Here is a 26,956-nt window from a genome sequence, read left to right as displayed (position 1 = left end):
AATCCCTTTTTTTTATCCTTTTCTTAACTTTTTCTTTAACTTGCTGATATCACGTTTTTTGAAGATCAAAGTTTTTTCTTCTCCACATCTAGATTCAAAAGAAAGGATGACTTTATCTACAAATTTTAGGGGTTCTGCAGCCTTAACTAGTGTAAAATTGCCTTTCCTGTTTATTAAATCTTTAAAAATTCATGCTTTATTGCACTCAGCAATTCACTTTGCGTATTCAAGATAGCATCCCTAACTAGCATTCGAACAAAAAATCCCGTTTAACTCTTTCTTTTCAAACAGAAATCATGCTAAATCATTTCGGTAAACATCATCAAAAAGAACTATTTGCACGATACCTTATATATAAGGAGTACCTATCAATATATTCTCTCCATACTTTTAGAAGATAAATGACGCAAAAGCACTGCAAAACGAATAGTATCAAAAAAGGAACACTGTTGTGCTTCAAAAAAAAAGCACTACTTTGTAACAAAAACCACTATTGACTTACTAACGTATATATGAGTGATAATTTAGAACATTCTTTTGTAATGCAGTTGCAAGAAAATCAGAATATAATCCACAAGATTTGTAGGTTGTATACTAATGGCGATGATGCACACAAGGATTTGTTTCAGGAAATTACGATTCAGTTATGGAAGGCTTTTCCAAAATTCAGAGGTGACAGCAAATTTTCTACTTGGGCGTATCGAGTTGCTTTAAATACAGCAATTACTTTATACCGAAAAACAAAACGATCCATAAACACCATAGAATTTGAAGGACGACAACATTTCCTGAATGACGTGGAATATGATTATGAAGAAGAGGAGCAATTAAAATTAATGTACAAAGCGGTTTACCAGCTGAATGATATTGAAAAAGCATTGATATTTATGTATCTGGAAGATAAGGATTATCAGGAAATATCAGAAACATTAGGAATTAGCGAGGTAAATGCCCGGGTAAAAATGAATAGAATAAAAGGGAAATTAAAAAAAATATTAAATCCGTAAGGAATATGAAAGAGCTGGATTTATTAAAAAAAGACTGGCAGAAGAATGATAATTCTTTTGCGCAAGTATCCGAAACCGAGATTTACAAAATGATTCATAGAAAATCGTCTTCGATTGTGAAATGGATATTTATTATTAGCATCATTGAATTTATAGTGTTAAACACTTTAAGTTTTTTGCTGCCTGATGATAAAATAAGTAAATCTGAATCCATTGAAATTTTCATAACTGTATTAGATTATTTAAGTTACAGTGTAGCATTATTCTTCATGTACTTATTCTATAAAAATTATCGTTCTATTTCAGTCACTTCGAATACTAAAAAACTGATGGAATGCATTTTAAATACCCGGAAAACAGTCCGATACTACATAGGATATAATTTGTTACTTGTGTTTTTTGTTGCTGTACTTTTACTATCCTATGAAATTCAAATTAAGTCTGCAACGACCAATGACGATGGAGTAAGAATATTTTTTACTTGTATTATTATGCTATTGTTTATCCTTATTTTAGTAGGTATGGTATGGCTGTTTTATCAATTGATTTATGGAATTTTACTAAAAAAATTGAATAGAAATTATGCAGAATTAAAGAAAATTGATTTATAAAAAAAGAGGCTTTTGCCTCTTTTTTTAATATTCCCATTTTCTAAATTTATTCAACTCTTCTTGCTCTCTAATATCTTCAGCAGGAATAACTTTAAGGAACGAAGGATGCTGCTCAATAGCAAATTCTACTTTTTTGACTATCTCATCAACTGTATCATTATCATAATCAATATCTAAAGGCTCTTTGATAATGAACGATTGCAGAATTCCTTTCTTTTTCATCCGAAACCCTTTTTTATCAAATGAACGACGAAACCCATCTATAACAATAGGCACCACAATAGGCCTGTGTTGTTTGATAATATGAGCCGTTCCTTTACGAACTGGTTTAAAAGATTTTGTTGTTCCTTGCGGAAAAGTAATTACCCATCCGTCATTTAAGGCTGTTTTTATGTTTTCAGTATCATCTGGGTTAATTTCTTTTTTCTCTTGGACATCAACTCCTTTAGCACGCCAAGTCCGCTCTACAGAAATTGCTCCGGCATACGCCATAATTCTTGGTAACAATCCCGCCTGCATGGTTTCTTTGGCAGCAACATAATAAATATTCATTTTGGGTTGCCACAGATAGCAGACATTCTTAATAGTATCTTCTCGTCCGCTCAAACTTGCGTTAAAAACATGAAACATAGCTACTACATCTGCAAAATAAGTTTGATGATTGGAAATAAACAGCACGTTAGTGTCCGGTAAATTTCTGATAATTTCTGACCCTTCAATTTGCAATTCATTGAATCCTCTATAGCGTCTGTGAGTCACGACACCAAAAATCCGAATTAACCATTTTTTTATAAATAATACATGACCAAAAGGATTTCTCTTAAATAATCCCATAAAATTGTGTGTTTTTTTTAAAAATTCTAAATACAAACTTACGAAAATTATATTTGAAGTTGAGTACTGAAGTACACAGAAAAAAATTGAACATGATAGCCAATTAATTGCTCTTTTCAATTCCTAAACAAAACTATTTTAGCGTAAAACTTCCTTTAACACATCTTTCAATTCGCTCAACATCATCGCTGTAGCTCCCCAAATAATGTGTTCTTCAATTTTGAAAGCCGGTACATTTATATCATTCGCATAAGAAGTTGACAATTTTGCTTCAATTACAATTGCATCGCTTAAAAAAGTTGACAACGGTATTTCGATAATACTGGCTACTTCAGCAGGTTCCAGTACAAATACAAGTTCTTCTTTACTAATTCCCAAAAAAGGATACACCATAAAATTACTTGGAGGAATATAAATTTGAGTAAATGGTTTAATAATTTCAATTTTATCTGGATGGATCCCTACTTCTTCATGTGTTTCACGTAAGGCTGTAATTGCATAATTCCCATCCTGTAATTCATACTTGCCTCCTGGAAATGCAATTTGTGCTGAATGAACTCCTTTATACGAGTTTCTCACAATTAAAACGAAATGAGCACTGTCCTTTTTAGGATAAAAAAGCATCATCACTGCTGCTATTCTTGGATTTTTAGCCTCTATAGTACTCTTTTTCAAGCTTTCCAATCGCTCTAGTGGCGCCATTTTGATATGTGCGTCAAATGCAGGAAGCCCAGCATTAATTAATTTAGGAACAAACCGTAAAAATTCTTGAAAATCCATAATCAAAGTCTATTTTTGTACACTGAAATTTAATATAAATATAGTTTAGAAAATGTGCTTGAGCAAATTTTCCAGGATCAAAAAGCCCCTAAAATGTACAGTAAAGAAGAGACCCAAAGATTAAAGCGAGAATTCTGGATTGCATTTGCAGAAAAATATCCCAGAAAATGGGTCTTATATGATACTAAGATTAAAGATTTCTCCTTTAAATTTTACGTAGACAATAAAAAAGCGCAAGTTTTAATAGATATTGAACATCGAAGTGACGAAAAAAGAATGGCTTATTTTGAAAAATTCGAAGCGTTAAAAAACATTCTTGAAGAAGAATTTATCAAAGATTTGATTTTTGAAAAAGACTACACCCTGGAAAGCGGAAAAACAATTAGCCGCATTTGGGTTGAAAAACTGGGTGTGGGAGTTAGCAATAAAAACTATTGGAATGAAATCTTTGATTTTTACAACGAAAAGATGAATGCTGTAGAATTATTTTATTTAGAATACGATGGTTTCATCAAAGACATCGAAAAGCTTTAAAGGAACAAAATCTAATACGATAATTCACTATTTACATATTGAAAATATTATAAACTATTATCCGATTGTCATAATTGATATAGAGCTGTTTCCTGTTATTTTGTTTTTTTCTGGTTATGATTGAGACAGTACAATCGACCCCTTCATTGTCTTTACAGGTAAATGAATACACAATATCACTCTCATTTTCTTCGGTGGGTTGATACTCGATTATTTCAAATAATTGAATGATTTGAGAATAAACTACAATCCTGTTTTTATCCGTATCCAAAGTAACACGGAGATTGACCAGCTGTAAATCTGACCACTTATCCCCTTTTTCTTTTTTTTCTAAAACACTAAATCCTGATGTTTTAAACGTATAGCTTTGTCCATAAGAAGTATGCAACCCTATGACCAAAAAAAACAATATCTTGTATATTTTTGTCTTTGTCATTGTTTAAAAATTGAAATTCAACACTTCCATTTTTGCCAATTCAAAATCGGATATCATTTCCTGGACAATTTCTCCCGCTGGTCGTATCGCGTGAATAATACCTGCTATTTGACCAATTTCTAATTCCCCTTCAATTACATCACCCTCAAACATCCCTCGTTTTGCTCTAGCTCTTCCTAATAAGGTAACAATTTCCTCTTTTGTAGGACCACTTTCATACAAATGCTGTACGTCTTGATAGAATTTATTTTTAATCAATCGTACCGGAGCCAGTTCTTTTAAAGTCAATTGTGTATCGCCTTCCTTCACCTTTACGATGATTTCCTTAAAATTATCATGAGCAGATGATTCGATAGACGCTGCAAATCTGCTTCCAACCTGAACGCCATCTGCACCAAGAACCATTACGGCTAACATTGCATGGCCTGTGGCAATTCCGCCGGCAGCAATCAAAGGAATCTTTATTTTTTCTTTAACCATAGGGATCAACGCAAGGGTCGTAGTTTCTTCTCTCCCATTATGTCCTCCAGCTTCAAAACCTTCGGCAACAACGGCATCGACACCCGCATCTTGTGCTTTTAACGCAAATACAGAACTGCTGACTACATGCACTACCGTTATGCCATTTTCTTTTAAATATGAAGTCCACGTTTTAGGGTTTCCTGCTGATGTAAAAACAATTTTCACGTCTTCTTCAACAATAATTTTCATGATTTCTTCAATGTTTGGATACAACATAGGAACATTTACTCCAAAAGGTTTTGAAGTCGCTTTTTTACATTTCTGAATGTGTTCTCTCAAAACTTCAGGATACATGGAGCCTGCTCCAATTAATCCTAAACCTCCGGCATTACTGACGGCACTTGCTAATTTATATCCGCTGTTCCAAATCATTCCGCCTTGAATAATTGGGTATTTTATTTTGAAAAGGGCTGTAATTTTGTTCATGTGCTCCTACTGTATTATTGTTTCATTATTTTTCCCGTTTTAGAAAAACCAACGGATTCCATTTTATAAAAGTACATTCCTTTCTCCAATTTTTTCAAGGAAATAGTTGCGGATTGAGGAGTTACTTTTTGTTCTAAAATTTTTTGGCCTAAAAGAGTATAAATAAATAAAGTACCCATTTCAAATTTTGAAGGTAAAGAAACCGAAACAAAATCGCTTGTCGGATTGGGATAAATAATAAAATCATCTTTCGAAAAAGAAGCTATGGACAATTGATTGCTTAGCGCCAAATTAAAATCGGGGATTCCATATCCGTACTGATTATTTGGTACTGAAAATTTATCGGATGATTTGAGTACTAATTCTCTAATTTCCCTGTTGGTTTTTTTAGGAAATGCCTGCCACAAACACGCTACCATTCCTGCCATAATTGGACTGGAAAAAGAAGTTCCGCTTGCCGTTACAATATTTCCAGCTTCATCTGAAACTACTGCTGCTTGTCCTTGTGCCATTACATCCGGTTTTATTCTTTCGTCAAAAGAAGGACCTATTGAACTGAAAGAAGTTATTACTTCAGAGGAATTTACTGCACCAACTGCAATTACTGAAACAGCATCTGCCGGAACAGCAATATGAGGATTTGAGGAACTTCCTGAATTACCGGCCGATGTCACTAAAACCATTCCTCGGCTAAATGCAATTTCAGCTCCTCGAGACATAAATGCAGTTGTGCCATTCATTTCGGCATACGTATGATTGTAGGCCTGATTCTCAAAATCAAAATAACCCAAAGAGGTGTTAATAATATCGACCCCTAAACTATCTGCTTTTTCTGTTGCTTCAACCCAAAGTGATTCTTCCACAGGATTTTCAAAAGTATCGTCTTCCGTAATAAATAAATAATAAGAGGCATCCGGTGCCGTTCCTACAAGAGCATTTTCTTTATAACCGCCCATTGTAGAAAGTACAGAAGTTCCATGAAAAGAACCGGTATAAAAATTTGGATTTCGTAATACAAAATTATAACCTCCTAAAATCTGACTGTTATTTCTTAATCTTTCAAAAGGAAGTATGGTATTTACACCCGGAAATCCGGCATCCATAACGGCAATTATTTTTCCTGAACCAGTATAATTCTGCTGATGCAACAGGTGCCCATTGAGCATCCGTATTTGATTTGAAGAAGATCCATAAGCGTAATCAATTTTGGTTTTACTAGTCTTCTCCTCTTTTTTTACCTTAATTGATTTTGCGGTTTTACCTTTTTGATTTAACGATTTGTCTGCAAAATCAACTTTATCTACAAAAGAAAATAGGGCTAATGACTGTATCGCCACCTGTTCTCCTCTAACATGAATGGCATTCATCCATTTAGATTTTGCCATAACAGTAATTCCCGATGTAGATTTTACTTGATTAACATAGGAGGCTTCTACCGGAATATCTTTAAAATCTAAGGCAATATTTTGATTGGATCTTCTGTCCAATGCTCTTTGAGAAAGCATTTCCAGTGGTGAATCAACATAGAATTGAGAATTGGGCTTGGCATTAAAATACACCCAAGCATCCTGTTGTGAAAAACCCACAGTAGCAATGAATAGAAAAAAGAATAAATAGAATTTTCTCATAGGTAACTATATTGTTAAGATATAAAGATATAGCTTCCAATGAAATTAAATGGCAATTGAAACTACGGTTTTTCTTGAAATCATACTAAAATAAAGTACTAAACTAAGAAATAACTCCTGAACCAACTAATTCATCCCCTAAATACCACGCGGCAAATTGTCCTTCGGTTATTGCCGACTGCGGTTCGTTAAAGTCCACGTACATTTCATTTTCAAACTGATGCAAAGTAGCCCTTTGCAACGGTTGCCTGTAGCGTATTCTTGCCATCACCTCCATCGTTCCTCCATTGGCCAAAGCCAAATCTTTACGAATCCAATGTACTTCTTCTTTTTCAATACGCAATGCTTTCTTGAATAATCCGGGATGTTGACTTGATAATCCGGTATATATCGTATTGGTTTCTACATTCGTGGCTATAATAAACAAGGGATCCGTTGTGCCTCCTACATTTAAACCTTTTCGTTGTCCAATAGTAAAATAATGAGCCCCTTGATGTTTCCCCACTATTTTTCCCATTTGTGGCGTGTACGGAATTTTTCTTGCTGCTGATTTTAAATCCGCTTCTACACTTAGGCCTACATGATTTTCAGCACTGTAAACAGGATCATTTTTATCTATTTGGATAATAATTCCGTCTTTGGGTTGCAATTTTTGTTGTAAAAATTCAGGCAAACGCACTTTTCCAATAAAACACAAGCCTTGTGAGTCTTTCTTTTCGGCAGTTATCAATTCCATTTGGGCAGCAATTTCACGTACTTCCGGTTTAGTTAATTCGCCAATGGGAAATAAGGATTTTGCCAATTGCTCTTGGGATAATTGACACAAGAAATAGGATTGATCTTTATTGGTATCAGCACCGGCTTTAAGTTGATACACGGTTTCGCCATTCACTTTGATTTCACTTTTTTGACAATAATGCCCCGTTGCAACATAATCAGCACCAAGACTCAAAGCAATTTTCATGAAAACTTCAAATTTTATTTCCCGATTACAAAGCACATCGGGATTTGGAGTACGTCCTTTTTCATATTCATTGAACATGTAGTCTACGATTTTTTCTTGGTATTCAACACTTAAATCTACCGTTTGAAATGGAATTCCAAGTTTTTCGGCAACTAACAATGCATCATTACTGTCCTCCAGCCATGGGCATTCATTAGAAATAGTGACTGAATCGTCATGCCAATTCTTCATAAAAAGACCAATAACTTCATACCCTTGTTGCTGCAACAAATAAGCAGCAACACTTGAATCTACTCCTCCGGAAAGTCCTACAACTACACGCTTCATCTTCAAAAAATTAAAATTTTATAAGGGTGCAAAGTTACAAAAAGATTTACAACAGTAATGGCTAACGATACCGTTAATTGTTTTTTGATTTTGTGGCATTTTCTACAAAGCTCATATTGATTTCTTTGACTACTTTTCCTTTTTCAAAAAACTGCCATATACCCGCTTTCTTTCCATTTACAAAGTGTCCTTTCGAGACTGTATTCCCGTTGGAATCTCTAAAGATTGCTAAACCGTTATAAAGGTCGTTCTTGAAAGCAGACTCTTCCAACACGATTCCTTTTTCAGTATATTTTTTATAAAAGCCATTTTTTAAATTATTTATATAATTGATTTCTTCGGCAATTTTTCCACTTAAATAGAATACGGTACGCAAACCTTCAAGTTTTCCTTTACTATAGTGTTCCGTTGTCATTATATTTTTTGAGGCCAAATGGTAATAGTTCCATTGACCCTCAAATACTTTATTGATCACTTTTCCTTCACTTACTTTATTCTTGTTTTGGTCGTAAAAAATAGTAAACGCTGCATTGTCTTTTGGATTAAATTCTCGAGTTGCAATTAGCGATTTTGCTCTGGTATCATCAAAAAAATTAAAAATACCAATTTCTTTTCCGTGCTCAAAAGTTCCTTCATATCTAGGTCGTTTTGAGGTTTCATATACACCTTTCCACACTCCGTGTTTTTTCCCTTTTGCATCTAATACATTAAAATCAGTTTGTGCATAAAGAAAAAACACATTCAAAAACATCAAAACCAATATTCTTTTTTTGTAATATGTTTTCATAATTACTTTTTTTACTCCTGAATTCAGGTCACTTAAATTACTCTAATAAAAAAGCTCTCAATATTTGAGAGCTTTTTTTATGCATTATTTTTTCTTTTGTTGTGCTTTTTGAGCTTCGGCTTGTTCCATCACTTCTTGCAGTTTTTTCTGGAATTTACCTTGCTTTTTGGGCTCTTTCAATTTATTCTCTTGAATTTGAGTATGAATCTTATCACTATCGATAAAGTATCGTTTGATGACAATCATAATTCCAATGGTAATCAAATTCGAAATAAAGTTATACAAACTCAATCCCGCACCATAACTATTAAAGAAAAACAACATCATGATTGGCGACACGTATATCATAATTTTCATCATTTTTGCCATATCCGGCATTCCTTCTTGTTGTGGAGCAGCCATTTGCTGGTCTCCAGAAGTCATTTTCATGTAAAAGAAAATAGCAATCGAAGCCAGAATAGGAAACAAACTGATGTGATTTCCGTAAAACGGAATATAGAAAGGCAAACGGATTACTTCATCAAAAGACGATAAATCATCCGCCCAAAGGAAACTTTTTTGTCTTAACTCAAATGCCGATGGAAAAAACTGAAACGAAGCATACATAAATGGCAGCTGAATCAATGCTGGAATACAACCTGCCATAGGATTTACTCCCGCTTTGTTATACAACTTCATTGTTTCCTGTTGTTTCTTCATAGGGTCTTTTTTGAATTTTTCACCCAATTCTGTTATTTCAGGACGCAATACTTTCATCTTAGCCTGTGACAAGAACGATTTAAAAGTAATCGGCGACATTGCTATTTTTATCAAAATTGTAAAAATAATTATCGCAATTCCATAAGAAATATAAGAACTTAAAAAGGCAAATAATGGAATAAAGATAAACTTATTGATCCACCCAAAAATTCCCCAACCCAGTGAAATAATTTTTTCCAGATTTTGATCGTATGAGTGTAATGTCTTATAATCTGTTGGACCAAAATACCAACTCATTTTGTGATCTAATTCACCATTGGTAAATGCTAATGGGATGTTAGCATTAAATTGTTTTGTAAAAGTAGTATCCACTTTGTCATCCAGCACTAAATTTGTTGATTTTAATTTAGCCGTTTCGAAAGGGGTTTGCGTTAAAAGAATCGTTGAGAAAAAATGCTGTTTGAAAGCTACAAAAGTGGCTTTATCTAAGTCAGATTCTTCCGTCTGACCCAATCCTGCGTAATCTATTTTTCCGTCTTCATGTTCAAAATAGATTTCAGTATACCGGTTTTCATACGAAACACTTTTCTCGTTTCGGTAGGTTTTTAAATCCCACTCTAAATCTACTGGTTTGGCGGTATTCAAGACTTTATTCAATCCTTGGGAACGAATGTCAAAACCAATCATATATTCGTTTGGTTTCAACACGTATTTGTATTCCAAGAATTCATTAGCTCCCGCTTTCAATTTCATGGATAATATTTGATCTGCTCCAACTTTTGTCAAGGTCGGTTCAAAATACAAGTCTTTTGAATTTAAAGTACGGTTATCACTAGTCAGCAATTGTACATTTAAATTGGCATTATTGTCTTTGATCAATTGCACTAATTGTCCTGAACCTTTCTTGAATTTTTCAAATTTTTTCAAAGTAGCCTCCACAATATAGCCTCCTTTATTGGCTATTTTTAGCATAACCAATTCGTTTTCAATAGTTGTAAAGCCTGCTTTTGCTGAAGGTAATGTTGCAGAATAGGCAAAATTCCCTAAGGTTTTTTGCAACTGCGCCAGTTGAGTTGAATCTCCGGTTGCAGCAACCTCAATTGTTGCTTTTGCAACCGTTTTAGCTTCTAACTCTTTCGCTTTAGCTTCCTGAATCACCAATTCTTTTTGTGCTTTTTCAGCGGCAATTACTTTCTCATCAGGTTGATTTTGATACATGATAAAAATCAAAATACCAAAAATTAATACAAAACCTATGATCGAATTGAGGTCAAATTTTTTTTGTTCCATTATAATTAAAAAAAGTTATAAATTTTAGGTTTACTGAAACCCAATCGTTTTCAGTTATTTTTTCTTTGCCTGAACGGCTGCTGCCACAAAATTCACAAAAATAGGATGCGGATTTGCAACCGTACTCTTGTATTCCGGATGGTATTGCACGCCAATAAAAAACGGATGATCTTCTATTTCTATAATTTCTACCAATCCCGTATCAGGGTTTACGCCTGAAGCCATCAATCCGGCATTTTCTAATGGAGCAACGTATTTACTGTTGTACTCATAGCGGTGACGGTGGCGTTCTGAAATGGTTTCTTTTCCGTAAATTTTATAGGCTAATGTATCTTTTTTGATGTCGCATTTCCATGCACCAAGACGCATTGTTCCGCCCTTATCCGTGATAGTTTTTTGCTCTTCCATGAGGTTTACTACCGGATAAGCGGTGTGTTCATTCATTTCAGTTGAATTAGCATCTTTATAACCCAACATATTTCTTGAATATTCTATGATGGCCATTTGCATCCCCAAACAAATTCCGAAAAACGGCACTTTATTCTCACGGGCATATTGCACTGCTGCAATTTTCCCTTCAATTCCTCTTTCTCCAAAACCTGGAGCAACCAGAATTCCGTCTAAACCTGAGAATTTTTCCTGTATATTATTCGCATCAATGTGTTCTGAATGAATCGAAATCACATTTACTTTTGTTTCATTAGCTGCACCGGCATGGATAAATGCTTCCAAAATAGATTTGTAGCAATCCTGCATTTCTACATATTTTCCTATCAAACCTATATTCACGGTATGCTTTGGATTTTTTAATCGGCGTAAAAAAGTATTCCAGTTTTTTAAATCCGGAGCCGCTTTTTTAGGTAAATCTAATTTTTTTAACGCCACAACATCAAGTCCTTCTTCCAGCATTAGATTCGGCACTTCATAAATCGTGGAAGCATCAATAGACTGAATAACAGCTTCTCTTTTTACATTACAAAACAAAGCCAGTTTATTGCGTAATTCTTCAGAAAGTTCGTGTTCCGTTCTGCACACTAAAATATCTGCTTTTATTCCGCTTTCCATCAAGGTTTTTACGGAATGCTGGGTTGGTTTTGTTTTCAACTCTCCCGCGGCAGCTAAATAAGGAACCAGCGTAAGGTGAATTACAATCCCATTATGCTCTCCTAATTCCCAAACTAATTGACGAACAGATTCTATATAAGGTAAGGATTCAATATCCCCTACCGTTCCACCAATTTCTGTAATTACAATATCATAGTCACCAGAATTTCCAAGCAACTGCATTCTTTCTTTGATTTCATTGGTGATATGAGGAACTACTTGTACTGTTTTTCCTAAAAACTCTCCTCTTCTTTCCTTTTCAATAACCGAAAGATAAATTCTTCCTGTAGTCACATTATTCGCCTGAGAAGTAGGAACATTCAAAAAACGCTCGTAATGCCCTAAATCCAAATCCGTTTCGGCACCATCATCAGTCACATAACATTCCCCATGTTCATAAGGGTTTAATGTCCCTGGATCTACATTAATGTATGGGTCAAACTTTTGGATGGTTGTACGGTATCCTCTAGCTTGTAACAATTTTGCCAAAGATGCTGCAATGATTCCTTTCCCTAAAGAAGAAGTCACACCGCCAGTAACAAAAATATATTTCGTTTGATTCATTCTGTTGTTATTTGTATTGTAGTTGTGTAAAAAACGTGGCAAAAGTACAATTATAAATTGTCAAATTGAAAATTAAATCGGTTTTGGGTACCGTTTTTTTATATTTCGAATTAACTCTTCCAGACCATTGAGTTTCAATTCATAAATTAATTTCAGTTGTTCCCCTAGTTCCCCTTTAGGAAACCCTTTATTGCTATACCAAACAATATAGTATTCCGGGATATCGATAAGAAACCAGCCTTCGTATTTACCAAAAGGCATTTTAGTATGGGCTAGCTTGATGAGTTGTTTTTGGTTTTGATCCATTTTATAATAAAAAAGAAGTAAGAGACAGGAAAACAAGAAGAAATAATCATTTTTGTTTCCTGTCTCTTGCTTCCTAAGACTATTTAATTCCAGTTAAAAATAATTCGTTTCTCGATTTCGGGATGCAGACTCAGGAATACAGGACAGGTCATTGCTGCTCTTTCCAGTATTCTTATATTCTTTACATCAGCAGTTCCGTATATCTCAAAATTAATCGCTATCACATCAATACGTCTGGGTTCCGTTTTCATTATTTTAACCACCTCAGCGGTAGATCCTTTTAAATCCACTTCGAGATCTCGTGCTTTTATTCCCATGATGGTCATCATACAAGTTGCCAGAGCATTGGCAACCGCATCCGTTGGAGAAAAAGCTTCTCCTTTCCCATTATTATCTAAAGGAGCATCCGAAAAAATTTCAGTCCCGGATTGCAAATGAATAGAAGAGGTTCTTAAATCCCCCAAATACGTTACTATTGATGTCATTATTTTGCTTCTTTTATGGTTAAATCGGTATCATAATATAAAATATAAATTCCTTTATTGGTATATCCACCATCTTCTTTTTTATAGAATTCAAACTTATTATCTATTTGTTCCGTTGCCGTAAAGGCTACTGTTTCCTGATATTTCTTATCTTGTGACAAACGCATCATCGTGTCAAAAGTAACATCAAAACCACGAATTGCATAAGCACTTGGAGTAATTTTATTCCTGTTTTTAAACTCTTTCTCAAAAATTAATGCTTCAGGTGTTTCATTTTCACGAGCAACTGACGGATACATTAATTTCAATTTTGTCAAATTCACAAAATTAATTTCGTCCGTGTCTAATGTTTCATTTGGTTCCAGAATTACTAACTGCACTTGATACGCAGACATAGCACTCAACATAGTGGCCATAGTTGCCTTGATCATACTCGTGTTTTCGGTTTCCATCACCACGTAATTCATTTTGCCTTTTACAAATAAACGCTGTAGATTTTCTGGAGACACACTGCCATTTGGATTAAGAGTTGCAAATTTAACGTCTTTATGATTTTCTTTTATAAACTGAATTACAGATTCTTTTTTCCTATCGACTACTGCTATAATAACGCCTCCTCTGGCTCGCATATAATTGAACATCGCATTTTTAACCTCAGTGGTCGTTGGAATGGTTTGATATAAATTACTAAGGGAGTTACCAACATCTTTTGATAAAGGGGAGATTACCGGAACCTGGTGTTTATGAAGTAATTCAGCCGTTATCTCGACGTTACTTTGATAAAAGGGTCCAATTATAGCATCTGAATCTTCCAAATTATTTCGCTTAATTAATGCTACTATATTAGAATAATCCTTAGTTTCCTGAGAATCATAGATACTCACATCAAGAGAAAGACCCAATTGTTTGGCAGAATCTATGGCCATTAATGCACCTGCATAAAAATCTAAAGTCATATTCAAAAACTTGTCGTTTTTCAAGCGGGTGATGATTGAATTTGCAGTATCCACCTCCATTTTTGCAATATTAAAGGGCAAAAGAAGCACTAGTTTTTTCCTGTTCGCGCTATTATTTGACAATACGGTATATTCTTTTTTAATTTCTTGCAAAACAGGAGTCGCTGACGGGACTTTCAAAATCATACCTTCTGTCACGCCCTGAGATAAAGCGGGGTTTAAAGCAATTAATTCCTCCTGACTCAAATTAAACATTCGGGACAAACTATACAGTGTTTCTTTCGGTTTTATAACATAGGAACGGTAACTAAAGAGTACTTTGGCTGGTTGTGCATTATTTTCTCCCATTTCTTCTTTGGACGCAAACGCTGCTTCCGTTTTATCTGCTTTTGGCCCCAAAGTTTCGGGATTCCCTTTGATACGCAATTTATATCCAATGGGTAAACCGGAAACTATTTCAGGATTTTTCTGCTCTAATTCTGCAATGGTAATTCCATAGTATTTCGAGATTGAGTATTTAGTTTCTTTTGGAAGCACATCGTGATACACTACTTTATCCTGATTTGATACTGTTTTTTTTAACCCATTTTTAGATGGAATAATAAGCGTCTGCCCTATTTGAAGACCCTCGTTTTCAAGAAAAGGGTTCGCTTCTTTTAAAGCTTCATCCGTTACCTCATATTTTTTTTCGATACCATAGAGCGTTTCTTTTGGTGTCACTTCGTGAATTATAGCCTTCGCACCTGGTATAGTCGCAGTCAACGGTTTTTGGCTGCCCCCTTTTTTAGGAATCAGCAAAATACTGTTTGGTTTCAATCCACTTTGAGCATCCGGATTTAGTTGATATATATCAAATGGAGTGACCTTGTATTTTTGAGCAATTTCGTTAATTGTTTCCCCTTTCGCCACTTTGTGCGTTGTATTTTTTTCTTGTGCAAAAACACTATCATGATTGAACAACAACAGCACCATACAAATTACAAAAAAATATTTCATCGTTTTCATTTATAAATTATTCAAATTAGTAATACAAGAACGGTACCAAATTTTATTCTAAAAAATTTGATACCGTTTATATGGGAACATTAAAAAAAGCTGTTCTTAGAAAGGACTAAATAGTAAAGTATTATTCCCATTCAATAGTTGCCGGCGGTTTTGAACTGATATCATACACCACTCTATTAACCCCTTTTACTTTGTTGATTATGTCATTCGAGACTTTCATCAGGAAATCATAGGGAAGATGTACCCAATCTGCTGTCATACCATCTGTAGATTCTACAGCACGTAATGCAATTACTTTCTCATAGGTACGCTCATCTCCCATTACTCCTACACTATTAACGGGAAGTAAAATGGCTCCGGCTTGCCATACTTTATCGTACAGTCCCCAAGATTTTAATCCGTCAATAAAAACAGCATCAACGTCCTGTAAAATCTGTACTTTTTCCGGGGTAATGTCTCCTAAAATTCGGATGGACAGTCCTGGTCCTGGAAAAGGATGTCTACCTAATAATTCAGGGTCTATTCCTAAAGAAGCACCTACTCTGCGTACCTCATCTTTAAAAAGCATGCGCAATGGCTCTACTATTTTCAGTTTCATGTAATCCGGCAAACCGCCAACATTATGGTGTGATTTTATGGTTGCCGATGGTCCTTTTACAGAAACGGATTCAATAACATCCGGGTAAATAGTACCTTGTGCCAACCATTTTACATCTTGTATAAGGTGCGATTCATCATCAAAAACTTCGATAAAGACACGTCCTATAATTTTACGTTTGGTCTCCGGGTCGCTGACACCTGCTAATTCAGATAAAAAACGATCACCGGCATCGACTCCTTTTACGTTCAAACCCATTCCTTTGTACTGATCCAGTACGTTCTGGAACTCATTTTTACGAAGCAAACCATTATTCACAAAAATACAATACAGGTTTTTACCAATCGCTTGATGTAATAAAACTGCTGCCACGGTAGAATCTACTCCTCCAGAAAGTCCGAGAACCACTTTATCGTCTTGTAGTTTTTCTTTTAATTCAGCCACCATTTCTTCAACAAAAGCATTTGGCGTAAAATTTTGAGGCACTTCCGCAATTTTCACCAAAAAGTTCTCTAACATTTTAGATCCGTCGGTTGAGTGAAAAACTTCCGGATGGTACTGAATGGCGTACGTGGTTTCACCCTCTATTTTGTAAGCTGCAAATTCCACATCGTGGGTACTGGCAAGTTTTACTCCATTAGTAGGCAATGCTTTGATGCTATCGCTATGGCTCATCCAAACTTGGCTGTTTTCAGAAACACCCTCGAAGAACACTTCATTCTCTTTTATAAAAGATAAATTAGCTCTACCATATTCTCTTGTATTTGAAGCTGCCACTTCACCTCCACTAAAATGAGATAAATATTGGGCTCCGTAACAAACGGCTAATAAAGGTAATTCCCCTCTAATTTGAGATAAATCAGGATGTGGCGCATCTTCTCCTCGAACAGAAAAAGGGCTACCACCAAGGATTACGGCTTTGTAAGAAGATAAATCACTCGGAAAATGATTGTATGGGAAGATTTCGCAGAATATATTTAATTCGCGAACTCTACGAGCAATAAGTTGTGTGTATTGCGATCCGAAATCTAAAATAAGTACGTTGTGTTGCATGTGCAAAAATACTTTTTATATTTTGAATTGAAAAATCGAATTTTAAAATATTTATTTTATTTTGGATCGCCAAAATAATTTCTCCTATCTTTTAAAAGAGAATTAGCCTTTTAGTCCATTTTGGAATTATCCTGAAATTAAGTTTAGAAGATAAAAGAGTACATTTGCAGCCCTAATAATCTACTTAAAACAGCAAAAATGAAAGCAAAAAATTTTATAGTCGTTGCCTTTTTTGGCTTTATTATCATTTCATGTAATGTAATTGATGATTTATTGACCTTTTCGATAGACAATCAAACGACCGTTACCATTCCTTCTGGATTTCCAGTGAACACCTCTTTAGAATTAGTTACTCCAGATGTTCCGTCTAATTCTAGTACCGCATTTGAAAATAACAATACAAATGCCGAATTAGTCAAAGATGTAAAATTGAAAGAGATGAAGTTGACGGTAACAAATCCCGCTAACAAATCATTTTCATTTTTAAAATCGATACATATTTATATTTCAACAAATGACAGCGACGAGATTGAACTGGCTTTTTTAGACGATATAAACGCAACATCAAACACGTTGAGTTTAACCTGTACCACAGCAAAATTAGACAAATACGTTAAAGCTTCCAGTTTTAAACTACGAACAAAAGCGATAACCAAAGAGGCGATTCCTCAAGATATTTCCATAAAAGCGGACATGAAATTTCAAGTTACTGCAGATCCTTTTTAGAAAAAGCTATCAAACTAGTGGCTGACGAAATACAAAGTGATTGTACCCTGAAATTTCAAATAAGACAAAAAAAGACCTTTGGAATCTCATTTCAAAGGTCTTTTTGTTTTTACAATACAGGATTTATGTCAACTATTCTTTGACCAAAATAATGGTTGCTTTAAAACCTGTTCCCAGATTCCATTGACTTCCTGATATCAAACCTCCTTTATCATTATACACTTTGAATTCAGCAGTATTGGGTCCTGAAGATCCCTGGTTCAATGCTTCAAATTCAATCTTGTTAAATCCTTTTTCTAAGACGATTTCAAATCCTTGAAAATTACTTTCAAGATTCACTTGGTACTGGATTACTTTATCGTTCAGATACACCCTGATCTGATCTCCATCAACGTAGGCCGCATCGCGATACAGTACTTTTGCTGTGACAGATCCCGTGGTAAAATTGCCTAAATCTTGGTTTTTTCGATACACCAAACCTTCTGTTTTTTCTTCTTTTTTATTCCATTTGTCTCTATACACATCTCCCGGATTAATAAACTCATTTTTAGGAATCATCGAAAAATTATTTGCCGGCGCTACAGGAGCTGAAGCACTTGGTTTTGGATTTAATAACTCCGGATTTTTAAACACATTAGGTGTCTTGACAGGTGGAACATTCGCTTTTGGAGGAATTGGTTTTTTAATTTTTGGTGCTATATTTTTAGGGGGAATGGCTTTAAATTTTGAGCTAAATTCGTTTTGGGCATATCCGCTTAGAGACATGCTGATGGTAATCATTAAAAATAAAATCCTTTTCATAACTTTCAAAATTAGGTTTTTTGTACCTGTAAAAATTTAAAAATAAAAAACCTATTGTACTTAATCAAAAATGAAGCACTAATTTAACTTTCATTTATAACTTATAATTTCCGATTTTATTCCATTTTGGATACCCAAACACCATAAAAAACCGGTACATAAAAGGAACATTTTAATTACAAAACGGGTGATTTTATTTCGCTTTTTTTTATAACTTGCAAATAGTATGCCATACCAAAGCATCGCCTTCCATAACACTAAACAACCTTTAAACACTACTACAATGAAAAGAGAAAACATACTGACAGGCTCGCCATGGGAAGACAAAATGGGATATTGCCGCGCCGTACGCATTGGCAACTCTATTGAGGTTTCCGGAACTGTCGCACTAGTTGACGGCAAAAAAGTAAAAGCTAATGACGCCTATGCGCAAACGCTTAATATTTTAGAACGTGTCGAAAAAGTTCTTGAAGACTTGGATGCAAGTATGAAAGATGTTATCAGAACCCGAATTTTCACTACTGACATTACTACTTTTGAATACGTTGCTAAGGCTCATGCTCAATTTTTTAAAGATATAAAACCTGTCACTGGTTTTTATGAAATCAGCAAATTAGTCGGTCCTGAATATCTAGTTGAAATAGAATTTACAGCAATAGCCCCTGAAAAATCATTAATTCAAGACGGATTATAATACTTTTGCACAAACACTTTGCCCCCTTTCCACTAATGCGTTTAGAAAAAACTAAAAAAATTACGACACTCCTGCTCAAATGGATTTTCATTTGCATTTTAATAGGTATTTTTTCCGGATCGGCATCTGCTTTTTTTCTGGTAGCATTAGAATGGGTAACCCAAACCCGAGACAACAACAACTGGATCATCTGGCTTTTGCCAATAGGTGGCTTGGCAATAGGACTGGGATATTACTATTGGGGGAAATCAGTCGTCAAGGGGAATAATTTATTGTTAAAAGAATACGAAAATCCGCAGCAAATTATTCCATTCAAAATGGCGCCTTTGGTACTTTTTGGCACCTTGATCACCCATCTTTTTGGCGGTTCAGCCGGCCGTGAAGGAACAGCAGTACAAATGGGAGGTGCTATTGCGGATCAGTTCACAAAACTATTTCAGCTTGACGCTTCCGAAAGAAAAACAATACTCATTCTGGGAATCAGCGCAGGATTTGCTTCCATTTTTGGCACCCCTTTAGCCGGAGCCTTATTTGCTTTGGAAGTTGTTTTTTTTAGTAAAATCAATTTAAAAAGCATCCTATTATCGTTTTTTGTTGCCTATATCGCTTATTTCACCGTGGAACTTTGGCAGGTACAACACACGCATTATGCTATTCCTTTTGTCCCTTCAATTACTTTCATTACCTTATTCTGGGTAGTTCTCGTAAGTATTTTGTTTGGCTTGGTCGCCATGCTTTTCTCCAGAAGCACACACTTTTGGGGTCGGTTATTTTCTAAAACCATATCGTTTCCGCCTCTTCGCCCTTTTGTGGGAGGATGTTTCATTGCATTAGCCGTCTATTTTATTGGAACTACAAAATACATTGGACTTGGAGTTCCTATGATTATTGAGGCATTTTCGAGTCCAAATGCTTCTTATGATTTCCTACTAAAAATACTCTTTACGGGATTTACGCTGGGAGCAGGATTTAAAGGGGGCGAGGTAACCCCGCTATTTTTTGTTGGCGCTACTTTAGGAAGTGCCTTATCGCTGGTTGTGCCATTGCCAATTGCCCTTTTGGCAGGCATGGGGTTTGTGGCTGTTTTTTCCGGAGCCACCCATACACCTATTGCTTGCACGGTCATGGGAATGGAAATTTTTGGTGTTGAAAGCGGTATTTTTATTGGTCTAGCGTGCTGCATCGCTTACTTTACATCCGGTTCCGTGGGGATTTACAACGCCCAAATTGTAAAAGGAGCAAAATACCATTTGTACCAAAAATTAAAAAGAAGAAACACCGACTTTTTATAACCCTCTAAAAGTTTGTTAATTGTATAATTCATTTCAACATTACAGTAAAAAAATGTAATTTCGCAATCTATGAAAATACAAGACATTCAAGCGATACAGTTGTTATTAGCAACTCCTAAAAAGATTGCCATAATCCCACACCGAGGCCCTGATGGCGACGCCATGGGTTCTACCCTGGCTTTATATCATTTTTTATTAAAAAACAAACACCAGCCCGTTGTTGTTTCTCCCAATGAATTTCCAGATTTTCTGGCTTGGATGCCGGGCTCTGAAACGATTAAAATATTTGAAAAAGACAAACAAAATTGCACAAAAATCCTTGAAGAGGCCGATCTGATTTTTACCTTAGATTTTAATGCCTTGTACCGCACCGGCGATATGGAGAAGGTTTTATCCCAGCTAAAGGCACCCTTCATCATGATTGACCACCATCAAAAACCGGATGATTATGCCGCGATCACCTACTCTGATACGGCCTTTGGATCAACTTGTGAAATGGTGTACAACTTCATTTTATTCCTTGGAAAAAAGCAAGATATCGACAAGACTATCGGAACCTGCATTTATACTGGAATCCTAACCGATTCCGGTTCTTTTCGTTTTCCAAAAACAACTGGAACAACCCATAAGATTGTGGCTGAATTAATCGATTTAGGCGTTGAGAACACAGAAATCCCAAGCTTATTATTTGACAACAGCTCCTTTGGACGTTTGCAAATACTAGGAAGAGCGCTCCAAAACATGAAAGTACTTCCGGAACATAAAACAGCCTACACGACTCTTAGCCAGGACGAATTAAATTCGTTTGATTATGTAAAAGGCGATACAGAAGGTATTGTAAACTACGGATTAAGTATCAAAGGAATCATTTTTACAGCTATCTTTATAGAAAATAGAGAAGAAAAAATCATCAAAATTTCATTCCGTTCCCAAGGCGATTTTGATGTGAATCAATTTGCAAGAGACCATTTTAATGGTGGCGGACATCGCAATGCAGCCGGAGGGAAATCAGAAACATCAATGACAGAAACTATCAAAAAATTCGAAGATTTAGTAACAACGCTAAAAGTATAATCCATGTTAAAATTCAGTACGCCTATTGCACTGGTCTTTTTTTTGATTCTGGTTATGTCAAGCTGCAAGCAGCATCAGGAGGCGCGCAGACCCCTTTCGCAAGCTTCGGGAAGTTTCATGAAAAAATCAATTCAACGCAACAAAAAACTGGTGGCCACCGAAGAAGATAAAATTGAGGCTTTAATCAAAAGCGACCCAAAGATAAAATACCTTGCCTCAAAAAAAGGATATTGGTACACCTATCAAACCCGGAATGAAACCGATACGCTTACGCCAAAAAAAGGAGATGTAGCCTTTTTTGATTACGAGATAAAAGATTTAAAGGGAGCCATCATTTATTCTGAAGTAGAGCTAAGACCTCAAATCTATTATGTTGACAAACAAAACATTATGATGGGATTGCGAGACGGCATCAAACTAATGCGTAAAAACGAGAAAGTTACCTTTCTTTTTCCATCAAATATGGGGTACGGTTACCATGGTGATGACAAAAAAATTGGCACCAACCAGCCCTTAATCTGCACGGTTACGCTGCGTGACTTTAAATCGGAAGCAACTTATAAAAAAGAGAACGAAACACCAGTAAAAACAGTTGTACTCCCAGCTCCCAGCAAACAACAAGTACCGCCCACCAGTACACCTAAAGACACTATAAACCAATAAAAATAAAGTTAGAAATGAAAAAAAAGATCGTACTCGCATTCCTGGCAATTGCCTCATTTTACTCCTGTAAAGAAGAACACAGCGATCTTCCAGACGGTTTATACGCTAAAATTGAAACCAATAAAGGGGACATCATCGTACAATTAAATTTTGAAAAGGCCCCTATTACAGTAGCAAATTATGTGGCATTAGCAGAAGGGAAAAATGATTATGTGACCAATGAAAATCTTAAAAAAAGACCTTTTTTTGATGGTTTAAAATTCCATCGTGTCATCAATGACTTCATGATACAAACCGGAGATCCGCTAGGAACGGGTTCTGGTGATACCGGCTACAAGTTCAAAGATGAATTTACTGATTTGCAATTTGATAAAGGAGGCGTTCTGGCTATGGCCAATAACGGCCCGGCCACCAACAGCAGTCAGTTTTTTATCACGCATCTTGCTACACCTTGGCTAGATGGCAAACACACTATTTTTGGTCATGTAGTCGAAAAAGGGATGGAGGTCGTGAACAAAATTCAACAAAACGATTACATCAATACAGTTACCATTATCAGAAATGGAGAAGCGGCTAAAAAATTTAACGCAGTAAAAATATTCAATGATTATTTTGCTGTAGAAAATAAAAATCAAAAGGAAAAAGCAGCTGTAGATACTGAAAACAAGCGAGTTTACAACGAGAAATACAAAGAAGTCCGCAAACAAAAAGTAGCTTATTTTGCCGAATTGAAAGCCAAAGCAACAAAAACCAAAACAGGACTGCAATACGTGATCACCAAAAAAAGCGGGGGTAAAAAACCTGCTATTGGTACTGGCATCTTCATTCATTACGCCGGTTTTCTTGAAAATGCTGAATTATTTGATGCTAGTATCGAAAGTATTGCCCAAACTTTTGGAAAATACGATGAAAACAGAGCCGCTCAAAACGGCTACCAACCCATCCCTTTCCAAGCTGGTAAAAAAGATGGCATGATTCCTGGTTTCATTGAAGGCATCGAAAAATTATCGTTTGGAGACAAAGCCGTGATTTTTATTCCATCCCAATTGGGATATGGGGCAGCTGGAGCCGGAGGTGTGATTCCGCCTAATGCCAACATCATTTTTGAAATTGAATTATTAGAAAAAATGCCTCAATAATAGTAAGAAAATAAGCCTTTAAATTAGTACACTATGAAATTTAAAATTCTGGTTTTATTGTTTCTGGGAATGGTCAATGTACATTCCCAAACGGTCAAGAAATCTATTCCTGCCAAAAAACCGGTGACAACAGCAAAAGCAATTGTAAAAAAACCGGTGAAACCTGCGGTAAAAGCTCCGGTAGTTATTGAGGGAATTTTTGCAACAATTGCTACCAACAAAGGAGACATTGTAGTGGAACTAGCCTACCAAAAAGCACCGGTTACCGTTGCGAACTTCATTGCATTGGCAGAAGGTAAAAACACTTTTGTCACTGATGACAAACTAAAAGGAAAACCGTTCTTTGACGCTCTGAAATTTCACCGTGTCATACAAGATTTTATGATACAGACTGGAGATCCTTCCGGCAATGGTTCCGGTGGCCCAGGTTATAGTTTCAAAGATGAATTTACGGACTTGAGACACAACAAAGCCGGTATTCTTTCTATGGCTAATTCTGGACCTGCAACTAATGGAAGCCAGTTTTTTATCACCCATAAAGCAACGCCATGGTTAGATGGTAAGCACTCCGTTTTTGGGCATGTAACCCAAGGAATGGCCATCGTGAACGCTATTGCGCAAAGCGATGTAATTACAAAGATTACTATTGTGAGAAAAGGCGCTTTGGCCAAAAAATTTGATGCGCCAAAAGTATTCGCTGATTATTTCAACAATAAATCCGAAGACCAGAAGAAACAAGACCTGGCAAACGCTGAAAATAAAGCAAAACAAGCTGTTTTTGAAGCGGAAAACAAAGTAAAAAGAGAAGCGCTGGAAGCGGAAGCTAAACGAGTATACATGGAAAAATACGGTGCTGTAGTAACCGCTAAAAAAACCTATTTAGCCGCTGCTAAAGCGACAGCAACCATCACACCTTCCGGATTAGCGTACAAGATAACAGAGAAAGGAACCGGAGTAAAACCTGCTAACGGAGCAACATTTTATTTTCATTACGCAGGCTATTTTGAGGACGGAACCCTATTTGACAGTAGCTATGAAGAAGTCAATCAAGTCTACGGGAAATTTGATGCCAATCGTGCCGCCCAAAACGGATACCGAGCCTTCCCGTTTGAAGCCGGAAAAAAAGACGGCATGATACCCGGATTTATTGAAGGACTTGACAATATGGCTTTTGGCGATAAAGCAGTCATTTTTATTCCATCCAATCTGGCGTATGGCGAGCGAGGTGCCGGAGGCGTTATTCCGCCTAATACAATGCTTGTGTTCGAATTAGAAATGCTGGAAAAACAGCCAACTCCAAAACAATAAAATAAAATATTTGACAATTATAAAACCCGACAATTCTCATCAAAGGAAAACTGTCGGGTTTATTATTTAATCCATTTAGATAAATCTTATTCAGTATGCGGATTTAAACTGGGTTACACTGATTAAAAAATACTTAAAATTCGTTTTTCCTCTGGCATCCGTGTCATCTGCGTGCAATCAGACGTAAACCAACACTATTATTTCTTTGTGAATTTCCAGTCAAATTCATCTTTCTGATTGATAATTGCACCAATCTCAAATTTCACCACCTCATCAAATTCTGTTTGAAAAATGATCCAGTTTTCCTCGTTGAAGTAATTTTCGAACGTATCAAACTCTTCCTGAGTAAATTTAGTGATTCCTTTGGTAACCAAATCTTTTTTGACCTCACTAATTTTTCTGTTGATCAATTTGTATCCAAATAATTCCAACTCCGGACTTGATGCGACAATGTACCCCAATTTCAGCTCTTCTTCCTTATAGAATGTCAAGCGCATTTTGAGTTTGTTGTAAGCAAAAATTACATTATCATCCTCATCCTTATAATTGCGATCTGGTTTCCCGTAAAGCGCCGTAACATCATTTTGTTTCATCCCGAAAAGAAGCTTATCGATGCCGTGTTTTGGATTTATTTTCATACGTAGTCTGTTTTTTTTTAGTGAATAGAAAAATCAATGTGTATTGCAACAGCTCCTTTTCCAATCCTGATTATGGAACGCAAAGTTCGCAAAGTTTTTATAATGTTTGCCCTTTTTATCATTAAAAACTGAAGACTTTTTAGTAATCTAGCCGAGTATAAAAAAACCAGCTGCCAAACTACAGAGTAGGATCGGTTTTCGGGGAGGCAAAGTGCTCAATTTTTTTTAATCCCCATCGTTAAAACTACAATTTAAGGTTTTGTTTTAATCCAGCGCTGGATTTCTTTCCTGAGATTTCACCCATTTACACCGATTAATTCATCAGGCATCTTTAAAAATCTTTTATCAGCCTTCGCTGTGGCAGCACTTTTTTTAATACTTGTATCTATATCCTTTTCTTGCTGCTTAATCATTAATGCTGGACTAAAAATGTAATAGATTTGACGGCAGTATTAAAGTCTGTACGGATACCATTCTAAATGATAATCCTATATTATTTTTAGAATCCAAAAGCAAAACACATTGAAGCACATTGTTTTAACTAGCACCTGAACCAATGCGCTATTTTGGAAAGATGACAATAAATGGCTACTTTAGTACCACCAAAAGAAATAGTATGAGCTGGAATGCTAAAATTATTACACATAAAAAAGAGAAAAGAATCGCGGTCTATTTCGAAAAAAATCAAGAATTAATTACTCGAATAAAAACAGTAGCCGGTTCCAGATGGAGCCAATCTTTAGTCGCTTGGCACATTCCAGATACGGAAGAAAATAGAATTCGGTTTAAAATCCCAGCACTTACCTACTCCTTTCCGTCACCTGAAGGCATTGCTCAAATCGAGAAACTCAAGCAATGGATGCGTTCCAAGCGGTATAGCCAAAGTACGGTTGTTACCTATAGTGAAGCTTTGAAATGCTTCTTGGTTTTTTATAACCAAAAACCTATTGCTGAAATTACCAATGAAGATGTAATTGTGTACAATAATGAATACATTTTGAAAAACAATCTTTCGGCTTCGTATCAAAACCAAATTACAAACGCCCTTAAGCTATATTTTAAAACTATACAAAACACCAAAATCGAAATTGACAAAATTCACCGACCAAAACGGGCTAAGGTTTTGCCAAATGTATTGAGCAAAGAAGAGATAAAATTGATTTTGAATGCACACAGCAACATTAAGCACAAAATGATGTTGAGTCTGATTTATAGTTGTGGGTTACGCTGTGGTGAATTATTAGCACTTCGACCCGTTCATATCGATGCTAACCGAAACATAGTTTTGCTAAAAAACGCCAAAGGTCAAAAAGACAGGATTGTGCCATTAAGTCTAAAAATATTAGAAATGCTTCGTGAGTATTATAAAGTTTATAGACCTATATCTTATTTATTTGAAGGACAAATCAAAGGACAACCCTACGATGATAGAAGTTTGCAATAGGTGTTGAAACAAGCGCTTCAAAAAGCTGGGATCACAAAACCAGCCACCTTACATTGGCTCAGACACAGCTACGCAACGCACTTATTAGAAAGTGGCACCGATTTAAGATATATACAAGAATTATTGGGACACAGCAGCAGCAAAACCACCGAAATTTATACTCACGTAAGTACGAAAAGTTTGCAACAAATAAAAAGCCCATTTGATGATTTGTAAGAAATTAATTTATTATATTTGAATCGCAATGCGCTGCTCAATAGC

General features: G+C 35.7%; 26 protein-coding genes and 1 pseudogene. 12 read left to right on the top strand and 15 right to left on the bottom strand.

All coding sequences use genetic code 11. The features are described from left to right. The 3 genes from EKL96_RS14525 to EKL96_RS13570 all read left to right on the top strand — a co-directional run. A partial coding sequence (locus tag EKL96_RS14525; RefSeq protein WP_233579316.1) for a hypothetical protein occupies positions 1–235 on the top strand: 235 nt, incomplete at its 5' end. A 277-nt stretch (positions 236–512) separates the two neighbouring features. Continuing rightward, entirely contained in the window at positions 513–1,007 is a 495-nt protein-coding gene (locus EKL96_RS13575) for an RNA polymerase sigma factor (protein ID WP_126463278.1), read from the top strand. A 5-nt stretch (positions 1,008–1,012) separates the two neighbouring features. Beyond that, positions 1,013–1,618 (top strand): hypothetical protein, encoded by a 606-nt coding sequence (locus tag EKL96_RS13570; protein WP_126463276.1) that lies wholly within the window; start codon positions 1,013–1,015, stop codon positions 1,616–1,618. A 24-nt stretch (positions 1,619–1,642) separates the two neighbouring features. On the opposite strand, the gene EKL96_RS13565 is transcribed toward EKL96_RS13570, so the two are convergent. Together EKL96_RS13565 and EKL96_RS13560 are read right to left on the bottom strand one after the other, a co-directional pair. After that, positions 1,643–2,452: a lysophospholipid acyltransferase family protein gene (locus EKL96_RS13565; RefSeq protein ID WP_126463274.1), complete on the bottom strand. Its 810-nt coding sequence runs from the start codon at positions 2,450–2,452 to the stop codon at positions 1,643–1,645. A gap of 138 nt (positions 2,453–2,590) precedes the next feature. Beyond that, entirely contained in the window at positions 2,591–3,232 is a 642-nt protein-coding gene (locus EKL96_RS13560) for an NUDIX hydrolase (protein WP_126463272.1), read from the bottom strand. Positions 3,233–3,325: 93 nt separating this feature from the next. On the opposite strand from EKL96_RS13560, the gene EKL96_RS13555 reads away from it, so the two are divergent. After that, a complete protein-coding gene (locus EKL96_RS13555) occupies positions 3,326–3,766 on the top strand; it encodes a DUF4268 domain-containing protein (RefSeq protein ID WP_126456341.1) in 441 nt (146 codons plus the stop codon). A 31-nt stretch (positions 3,767–3,797) separates the two neighbouring features. On the opposite strand, the gene EKL96_RS13550 is transcribed toward EKL96_RS13555, so the two are convergent. From EKL96_RS13550 to guaA, 11 genes are all read right to left on the bottom strand, one after another. Continuing rightward, positions 3,798–4,202, bottom strand: a complete 405-nt coding sequence (locus tag EKL96_RS13550; protein WP_126463269.1) for a hypothetical protein — start codon at positions 4,200–4,202, stop codon at positions 3,798–3,800. 3 nt (positions 4,203–4,205) lie between these two features. Beyond that, the gene (locus EKL96_RS13545; protein ID WP_126463267.1) at positions 4,206–5,150 is read right to left on the bottom strand and encodes an NAD(P)H-dependent flavin oxidoreductase; all 945 of its coding nucleotides are present in this window, start codon (positions 5,148–5,150) and stop codon (positions 4,206–4,208) included. Between the two features lie 14 nt (positions 5,151–5,164). After that, positions 5,165–6,778, bottom strand: a complete 1,614-nt coding sequence (locus EKL96_RS13540; protein WP_126463264.1) for a S8 family peptidase — start codon at positions 6,776–6,778, stop codon at positions 5,165–5,167. A 103-nt stretch (positions 6,779–6,881) separates the two neighbouring features. After that, positions 6,882–8,069 carry a tRNA 2-thiouridine(34) synthase MnmA gene (gene mnmA / locus EKL96_RS13535; protein WP_126456348.1) on the bottom strand — a complete coding sequence of 396 codons (1,188 nt, stop codon included), beginning with the start codon at positions 8,067–8,069 and terminating at the stop codon, positions 6,882–6,884. A 73-nt stretch (positions 8,070–8,142) separates the two neighbouring features. Beyond that, positions 8,143–8,856, bottom strand: a complete 714-nt coding sequence (locus tag EKL96_RS13530) for a toxin-antitoxin system YwqK family antitoxin (RefSeq protein ID WP_233579315.1) — start codon at positions 8,854–8,856, stop codon at positions 8,143–8,145. An 84-nt stretch (positions 8,857–8,940) separates the two neighbouring features. Further along, the gene (gene yidC / locus EKL96_RS13525) at positions 8,941–10,845 is read right to left on the bottom strand and encodes a membrane protein insertase YidC (RefSeq protein WP_126463262.1); all 1,905 of its coding nucleotides are present in this window, start codon (positions 10,843–10,845) and stop codon (positions 8,941–8,943) included. A 54-nt stretch (positions 10,846–10,899) separates the two neighbouring features. Beyond that, positions 10,900–12,513, bottom strand: coding sequence for a CTP synthase (locus EKL96_RS13520; protein ID WP_126463260.1), 1,614 nt, complete (start codon positions 12,511–12,513; stop codon positions 10,900–10,902). Positions 12,514–12,585: 72 nt separating this feature from the next. Beyond that, on the bottom strand, positions 12,586–12,819 hold the full coding sequence (locus tag EKL96_RS13515) for a DUF3820 family protein (RefSeq protein ID WP_066082415.1): 234 nt from the start codon (positions 12,817–12,819) through the stop codon (positions 12,586–12,588). 83 nt (positions 12,820–12,902) lie between these two features. Beyond that, positions 12,903–13,304, bottom strand: a complete 402-nt coding sequence (locus EKL96_RS13510; protein WP_126463258.1) for an OsmC family protein — start codon at positions 13,302–13,304, stop codon at positions 12,903–12,905. Then, a complete protein-coding gene (locus tag EKL96_RS13505; RefSeq protein ID WP_317125147.1) occupies positions 13,304–15,265 on the bottom strand; it encodes a LysM peptidoglycan-binding domain-containing protein in 1,962 nt (653 codons plus the stop codon). The genes EKL96_RS13510 and EKL96_RS13505 overlap by 1 nt, the downstream gene beginning before the upstream one ends. Positions 15,266–15,386: 121 nt before the next feature. Continuing rightward, positions 15,387–16,916 (bottom strand): glutamine-hydrolyzing GMP synthase, encoded by a 1,530-nt coding sequence (guaA, locus tag EKL96_RS13500; RefSeq protein WP_126463253.1) that lies wholly within the window; start codon positions 16,914–16,916, stop codon positions 15,387–15,389. 198 nt (positions 16,917–17,114) lie between these two features. Between guaA and EKL96_RS13495 the strand changes: the two genes are divergently transcribed. Further along, on the top strand, positions 17,115–17,642 hold the full coding sequence (locus EKL96_RS13495) for a hypothetical protein (protein ID WP_126463251.1): 528 nt from the start codon (positions 17,115–17,117) through the stop codon (positions 17,640–17,642). 132 nt (positions 17,643–17,774) lie between these two features. On the opposite strand, the gene EKL96_RS13490 is transcribed toward EKL96_RS13495, so the two are convergent. Then, on the bottom strand, positions 17,775–18,443 hold the full coding sequence (locus EKL96_RS13490; RefSeq protein ID WP_126463249.1) for a hypothetical protein: 669 nt from the start codon (positions 18,441–18,443) through the stop codon (positions 17,775–17,777). Positions 18,444–18,726: 283 nt separating this feature from the next. Between EKL96_RS13490 and EKL96_RS13485 the strand changes: the two genes are divergently transcribed. From EKL96_RS13485 to EKL96_RS13460, 6 genes are all read left to right on the top strand, one after another. Continuing rightward, positions 18,727–19,137, top strand: coding sequence for a RidA family protein (locus tag EKL96_RS13485; protein ID WP_126463247.1), 411 nt, complete (start codon positions 18,727–18,729; stop codon positions 19,135–19,137). A 35-nt stretch (positions 19,138–19,172) separates the two neighbouring features. Beyond that, positions 19,173–20,429 carry a voltage-gated chloride channel family protein gene (locus EKL96_RS13480; protein WP_126463245.1) on the top strand — a complete coding sequence of 419 codons (1,257 nt, stop codon included), beginning with the start codon at positions 19,173–19,175 and terminating at the stop codon, positions 20,427–20,429. 69 nt (positions 20,430–20,498) lie between these two features. Further along, positions 20,499–21,503, top strand: coding sequence for a DHH family phosphoesterase (locus EKL96_RS13475; protein ID WP_126463243.1), 1,005 nt, complete (start codon positions 20,499–20,501; stop codon positions 21,501–21,503). A gap of 3 nt (positions 21,504–21,506) precedes the next feature. Beyond that, a complete protein-coding gene (gene gldI, locus EKL96_RS13470; RefSeq protein WP_126463241.1) occupies positions 21,507–22,166 on the top strand; it encodes a gliding motility-associated peptidyl-prolyl isomerase GldI in 660 nt (219 codons plus the stop codon). A 14-nt stretch (positions 22,167–22,180) separates the two neighbouring features. Continuing rightward, the gene (locus tag EKL96_RS13465) at positions 22,181–23,305 is read left to right on the top strand and encodes a peptidylprolyl isomerase (RefSeq protein WP_126463239.1); all 1,125 of its coding nucleotides are present in this window, start codon (positions 22,181–22,183) and stop codon (positions 23,303–23,305) included. A gap of 33 nt (positions 23,306–23,338) precedes the next feature. Then, a complete protein-coding gene (locus EKL96_RS13460) occupies positions 23,339–24,613 on the top strand; it encodes a peptidylprolyl isomerase (RefSeq protein WP_126463237.1) in 1,275 nt (424 codons plus the stop codon). A gap of 197 nt (positions 24,614–24,810) precedes the next feature. Here EKL96_RS13460 and EKL96_RS13455 read toward each other — a convergent pair whose 3' ends face one another. Beyond that, on the bottom strand, positions 24,811–25,251 hold the full coding sequence (locus EKL96_RS13455; RefSeq protein WP_126463235.1) for a hypothetical protein: 441 nt from the start codon (positions 25,249–25,251) through the stop codon (positions 24,811–24,813). A 556-nt stretch (positions 25,252–25,807) separates the two neighbouring features. On the opposite strand from EKL96_RS13455, the pseudogene EKL96_RS13450 reads away from it, so the two are divergent. After that, positions 25,808–26,911 (top strand): annotated as a pseudogene (locus EKL96_RS13450) (tyrosine-type recombinase/integrase). Positions 26,912–26,956 lie beyond the last annotated feature (45 nt).

It is taken from the genome of Flavobacterium sp. LS1R10 (assembly GCF_003968825.1).
Taxonomy (GTDB): Bacteria; Bacteroidota; Bacteroidia; order Flavobacteriales; family Flavobacteriaceae; genus Flavobacterium.
This window is presented reverse-complemented; position numbering and strand designations above follow the sequence as displayed.

What these genes read in the sequence shown, in the direction of transcription:
- EKL96_RS13575 (WP_126463278.1), top strand. Translation starts at nt 513, where the DNA reads ATGAGTGATAATTTAGAACATTCTTTTGTAATGCAGTTGCAAGAAAAT.
- EKL96_RS13570 (WP_126463276.1), top strand. Translation starts at nt 1,013, where the DNA reads ATGAAAGAGCTGGATTTATTAAAAAAAGACTGGCAGAAGAATGATAAT.
- EKL96_RS13565 (WP_126463274.1), bottom strand. Translation starts at nt 2,452, where the DNA reads ATGGGATTATTTAAGAGAAATCCTTTTGGTCATGTATTATTTATAAAA.
- EKL96_RS13560 (WP_126463272.1), bottom strand. Translation starts at nt 3,232, where the DNA reads ATGGATTTTCAAGAATTTTTACGGTTTGTTCCTAAATTAATTAATGCT.
- EKL96_RS13555 (WP_126456341.1), top strand. Translation starts at nt 3,326, where the DNA reads ATGTACAGTAAAGAAGAGACCCAAAGATTAAAGCGAGAATTCTGGATT.
- EKL96_RS13550 (WP_126463269.1), bottom strand. Translation starts at nt 4,202, where the DNA reads ATGACAAAGACAAAAATATACAAGATATTGTTTTTTTTGGTCATAGGG.
- EKL96_RS13545 (WP_126463267.1), bottom strand. Translation starts at nt 5,150, where the DNA reads ATGAACAAAATTACAGCCCTTTTCAAAATAAAATACCCAATTATTCAA.
- EKL96_RS13540 (WP_126463264.1), bottom strand. Translation starts at nt 6,778, where the DNA reads ATGAGAAAATTCTATTTATTCTTTTTTCTATTCATTGCTACTGTGGGT.
- mnmA (WP_126456348.1), bottom strand. Translation starts at nt 8,069, where the DNA reads ATGAAGCGTGTAGTTGTAGGACTTTCCGGAGGAGTAGATTCAAGTGTT.
- EKL96_RS13530 (WP_233579315.1), bottom strand. Translation starts at nt 8,856, where the DNA reads ATGAAAACATATTACAAAAAAAGAATATTGGTTTTGATGTTTTTGAAT.
- yidC (WP_126463262.1), bottom strand. Translation starts at nt 10,845, where the DNA reads ATGGAACAAAAAAAATTTGACCTCAATTCGATCATAGGTTTTGTATTA.
- EKL96_RS13520 (WP_126463260.1), bottom strand. Translation starts at nt 12,513, where the DNA reads ATGAATCAAACGAAATATATTTTTGTTACTGGCGGTGTGACTTCTTCT.
- EKL96_RS13515 (WP_066082415.1), bottom strand. Translation starts at nt 12,819, where the DNA reads ATGGATCAAAACCAAAAACAACTCATCAAGCTAGCCCATACTAAAATG.
- EKL96_RS13510 (WP_126463258.1), bottom strand. Translation starts at nt 13,304, where the DNA reads ATGACATCAATAGTAACGTATTTGGGGGATTTAAGAACCTCTTCTATT.
- EKL96_RS13505 (WP_317125147.1), bottom strand. Translation starts at nt 15,265, where the DNA reads ATGAAAACGATGAAATATTTTTTTGTAATTTGTATGGTGCTGTTGTTG.
- guaA (WP_126463253.1), bottom strand. Translation starts at nt 16,916, where the DNA reads ATGCAACACAACGTACTTATTTTAGATTTCGGATCGCAATACACACAA.
- EKL96_RS13495 (WP_126463251.1), top strand. Translation starts at nt 17,115, where the DNA reads ATGAAAGCAAAAAATTTTATAGTCGTTGCCTTTTTTGGCTTTATTATC.
- EKL96_RS13490 (WP_126463249.1), bottom strand. Translation starts at nt 18,443, where the DNA reads ATGAAAAGGATTTTATTTTTAATGATTACCATCAGCATGTCTCTAAGC.
- EKL96_RS13485 (WP_126463247.1), top strand. Translation starts at nt 18,727, where the DNA reads ATGAAAAGAGAAAACATACTGACAGGCTCGCCATGGGAAGACAAAATG.
- EKL96_RS13480 (WP_126463245.1), top strand. Translation starts at nt 19,173, where the DNA reads ATGCGTTTAGAAAAAACTAAAAAAATTACGACACTCCTGCTCAAATGG.
- EKL96_RS13475 (WP_126463243.1), top strand. Translation starts at nt 20,499, where the DNA reads ATGAAAATACAAGACATTCAAGCGATACAGTTGTTATTAGCAACTCCT.
- gldI (WP_126463241.1), top strand. Translation starts at nt 21,507, where the DNA reads ATGTTAAAATTCAGTACGCCTATTGCACTGGTCTTTTTTTTGATTCTG.
- EKL96_RS13465 (WP_126463239.1), top strand. Translation starts at nt 22,181, where the DNA reads ATGAAAAAAAAGATCGTACTCGCATTCCTGGCAATTGCCTCATTTTAC.
- EKL96_RS13460 (WP_126463237.1), top strand. Translation starts at nt 23,339, where the DNA reads ATGAAATTTAAAATTCTGGTTTTATTGTTTCTGGGAATGGTCAATGTA.
- EKL96_RS13455 (WP_126463235.1), bottom strand. Translation starts at nt 25,251, where the DNA reads ATGAAAATAAATCCAAAACACGGCATCGATAAGCTTCTTTTCGGGATG.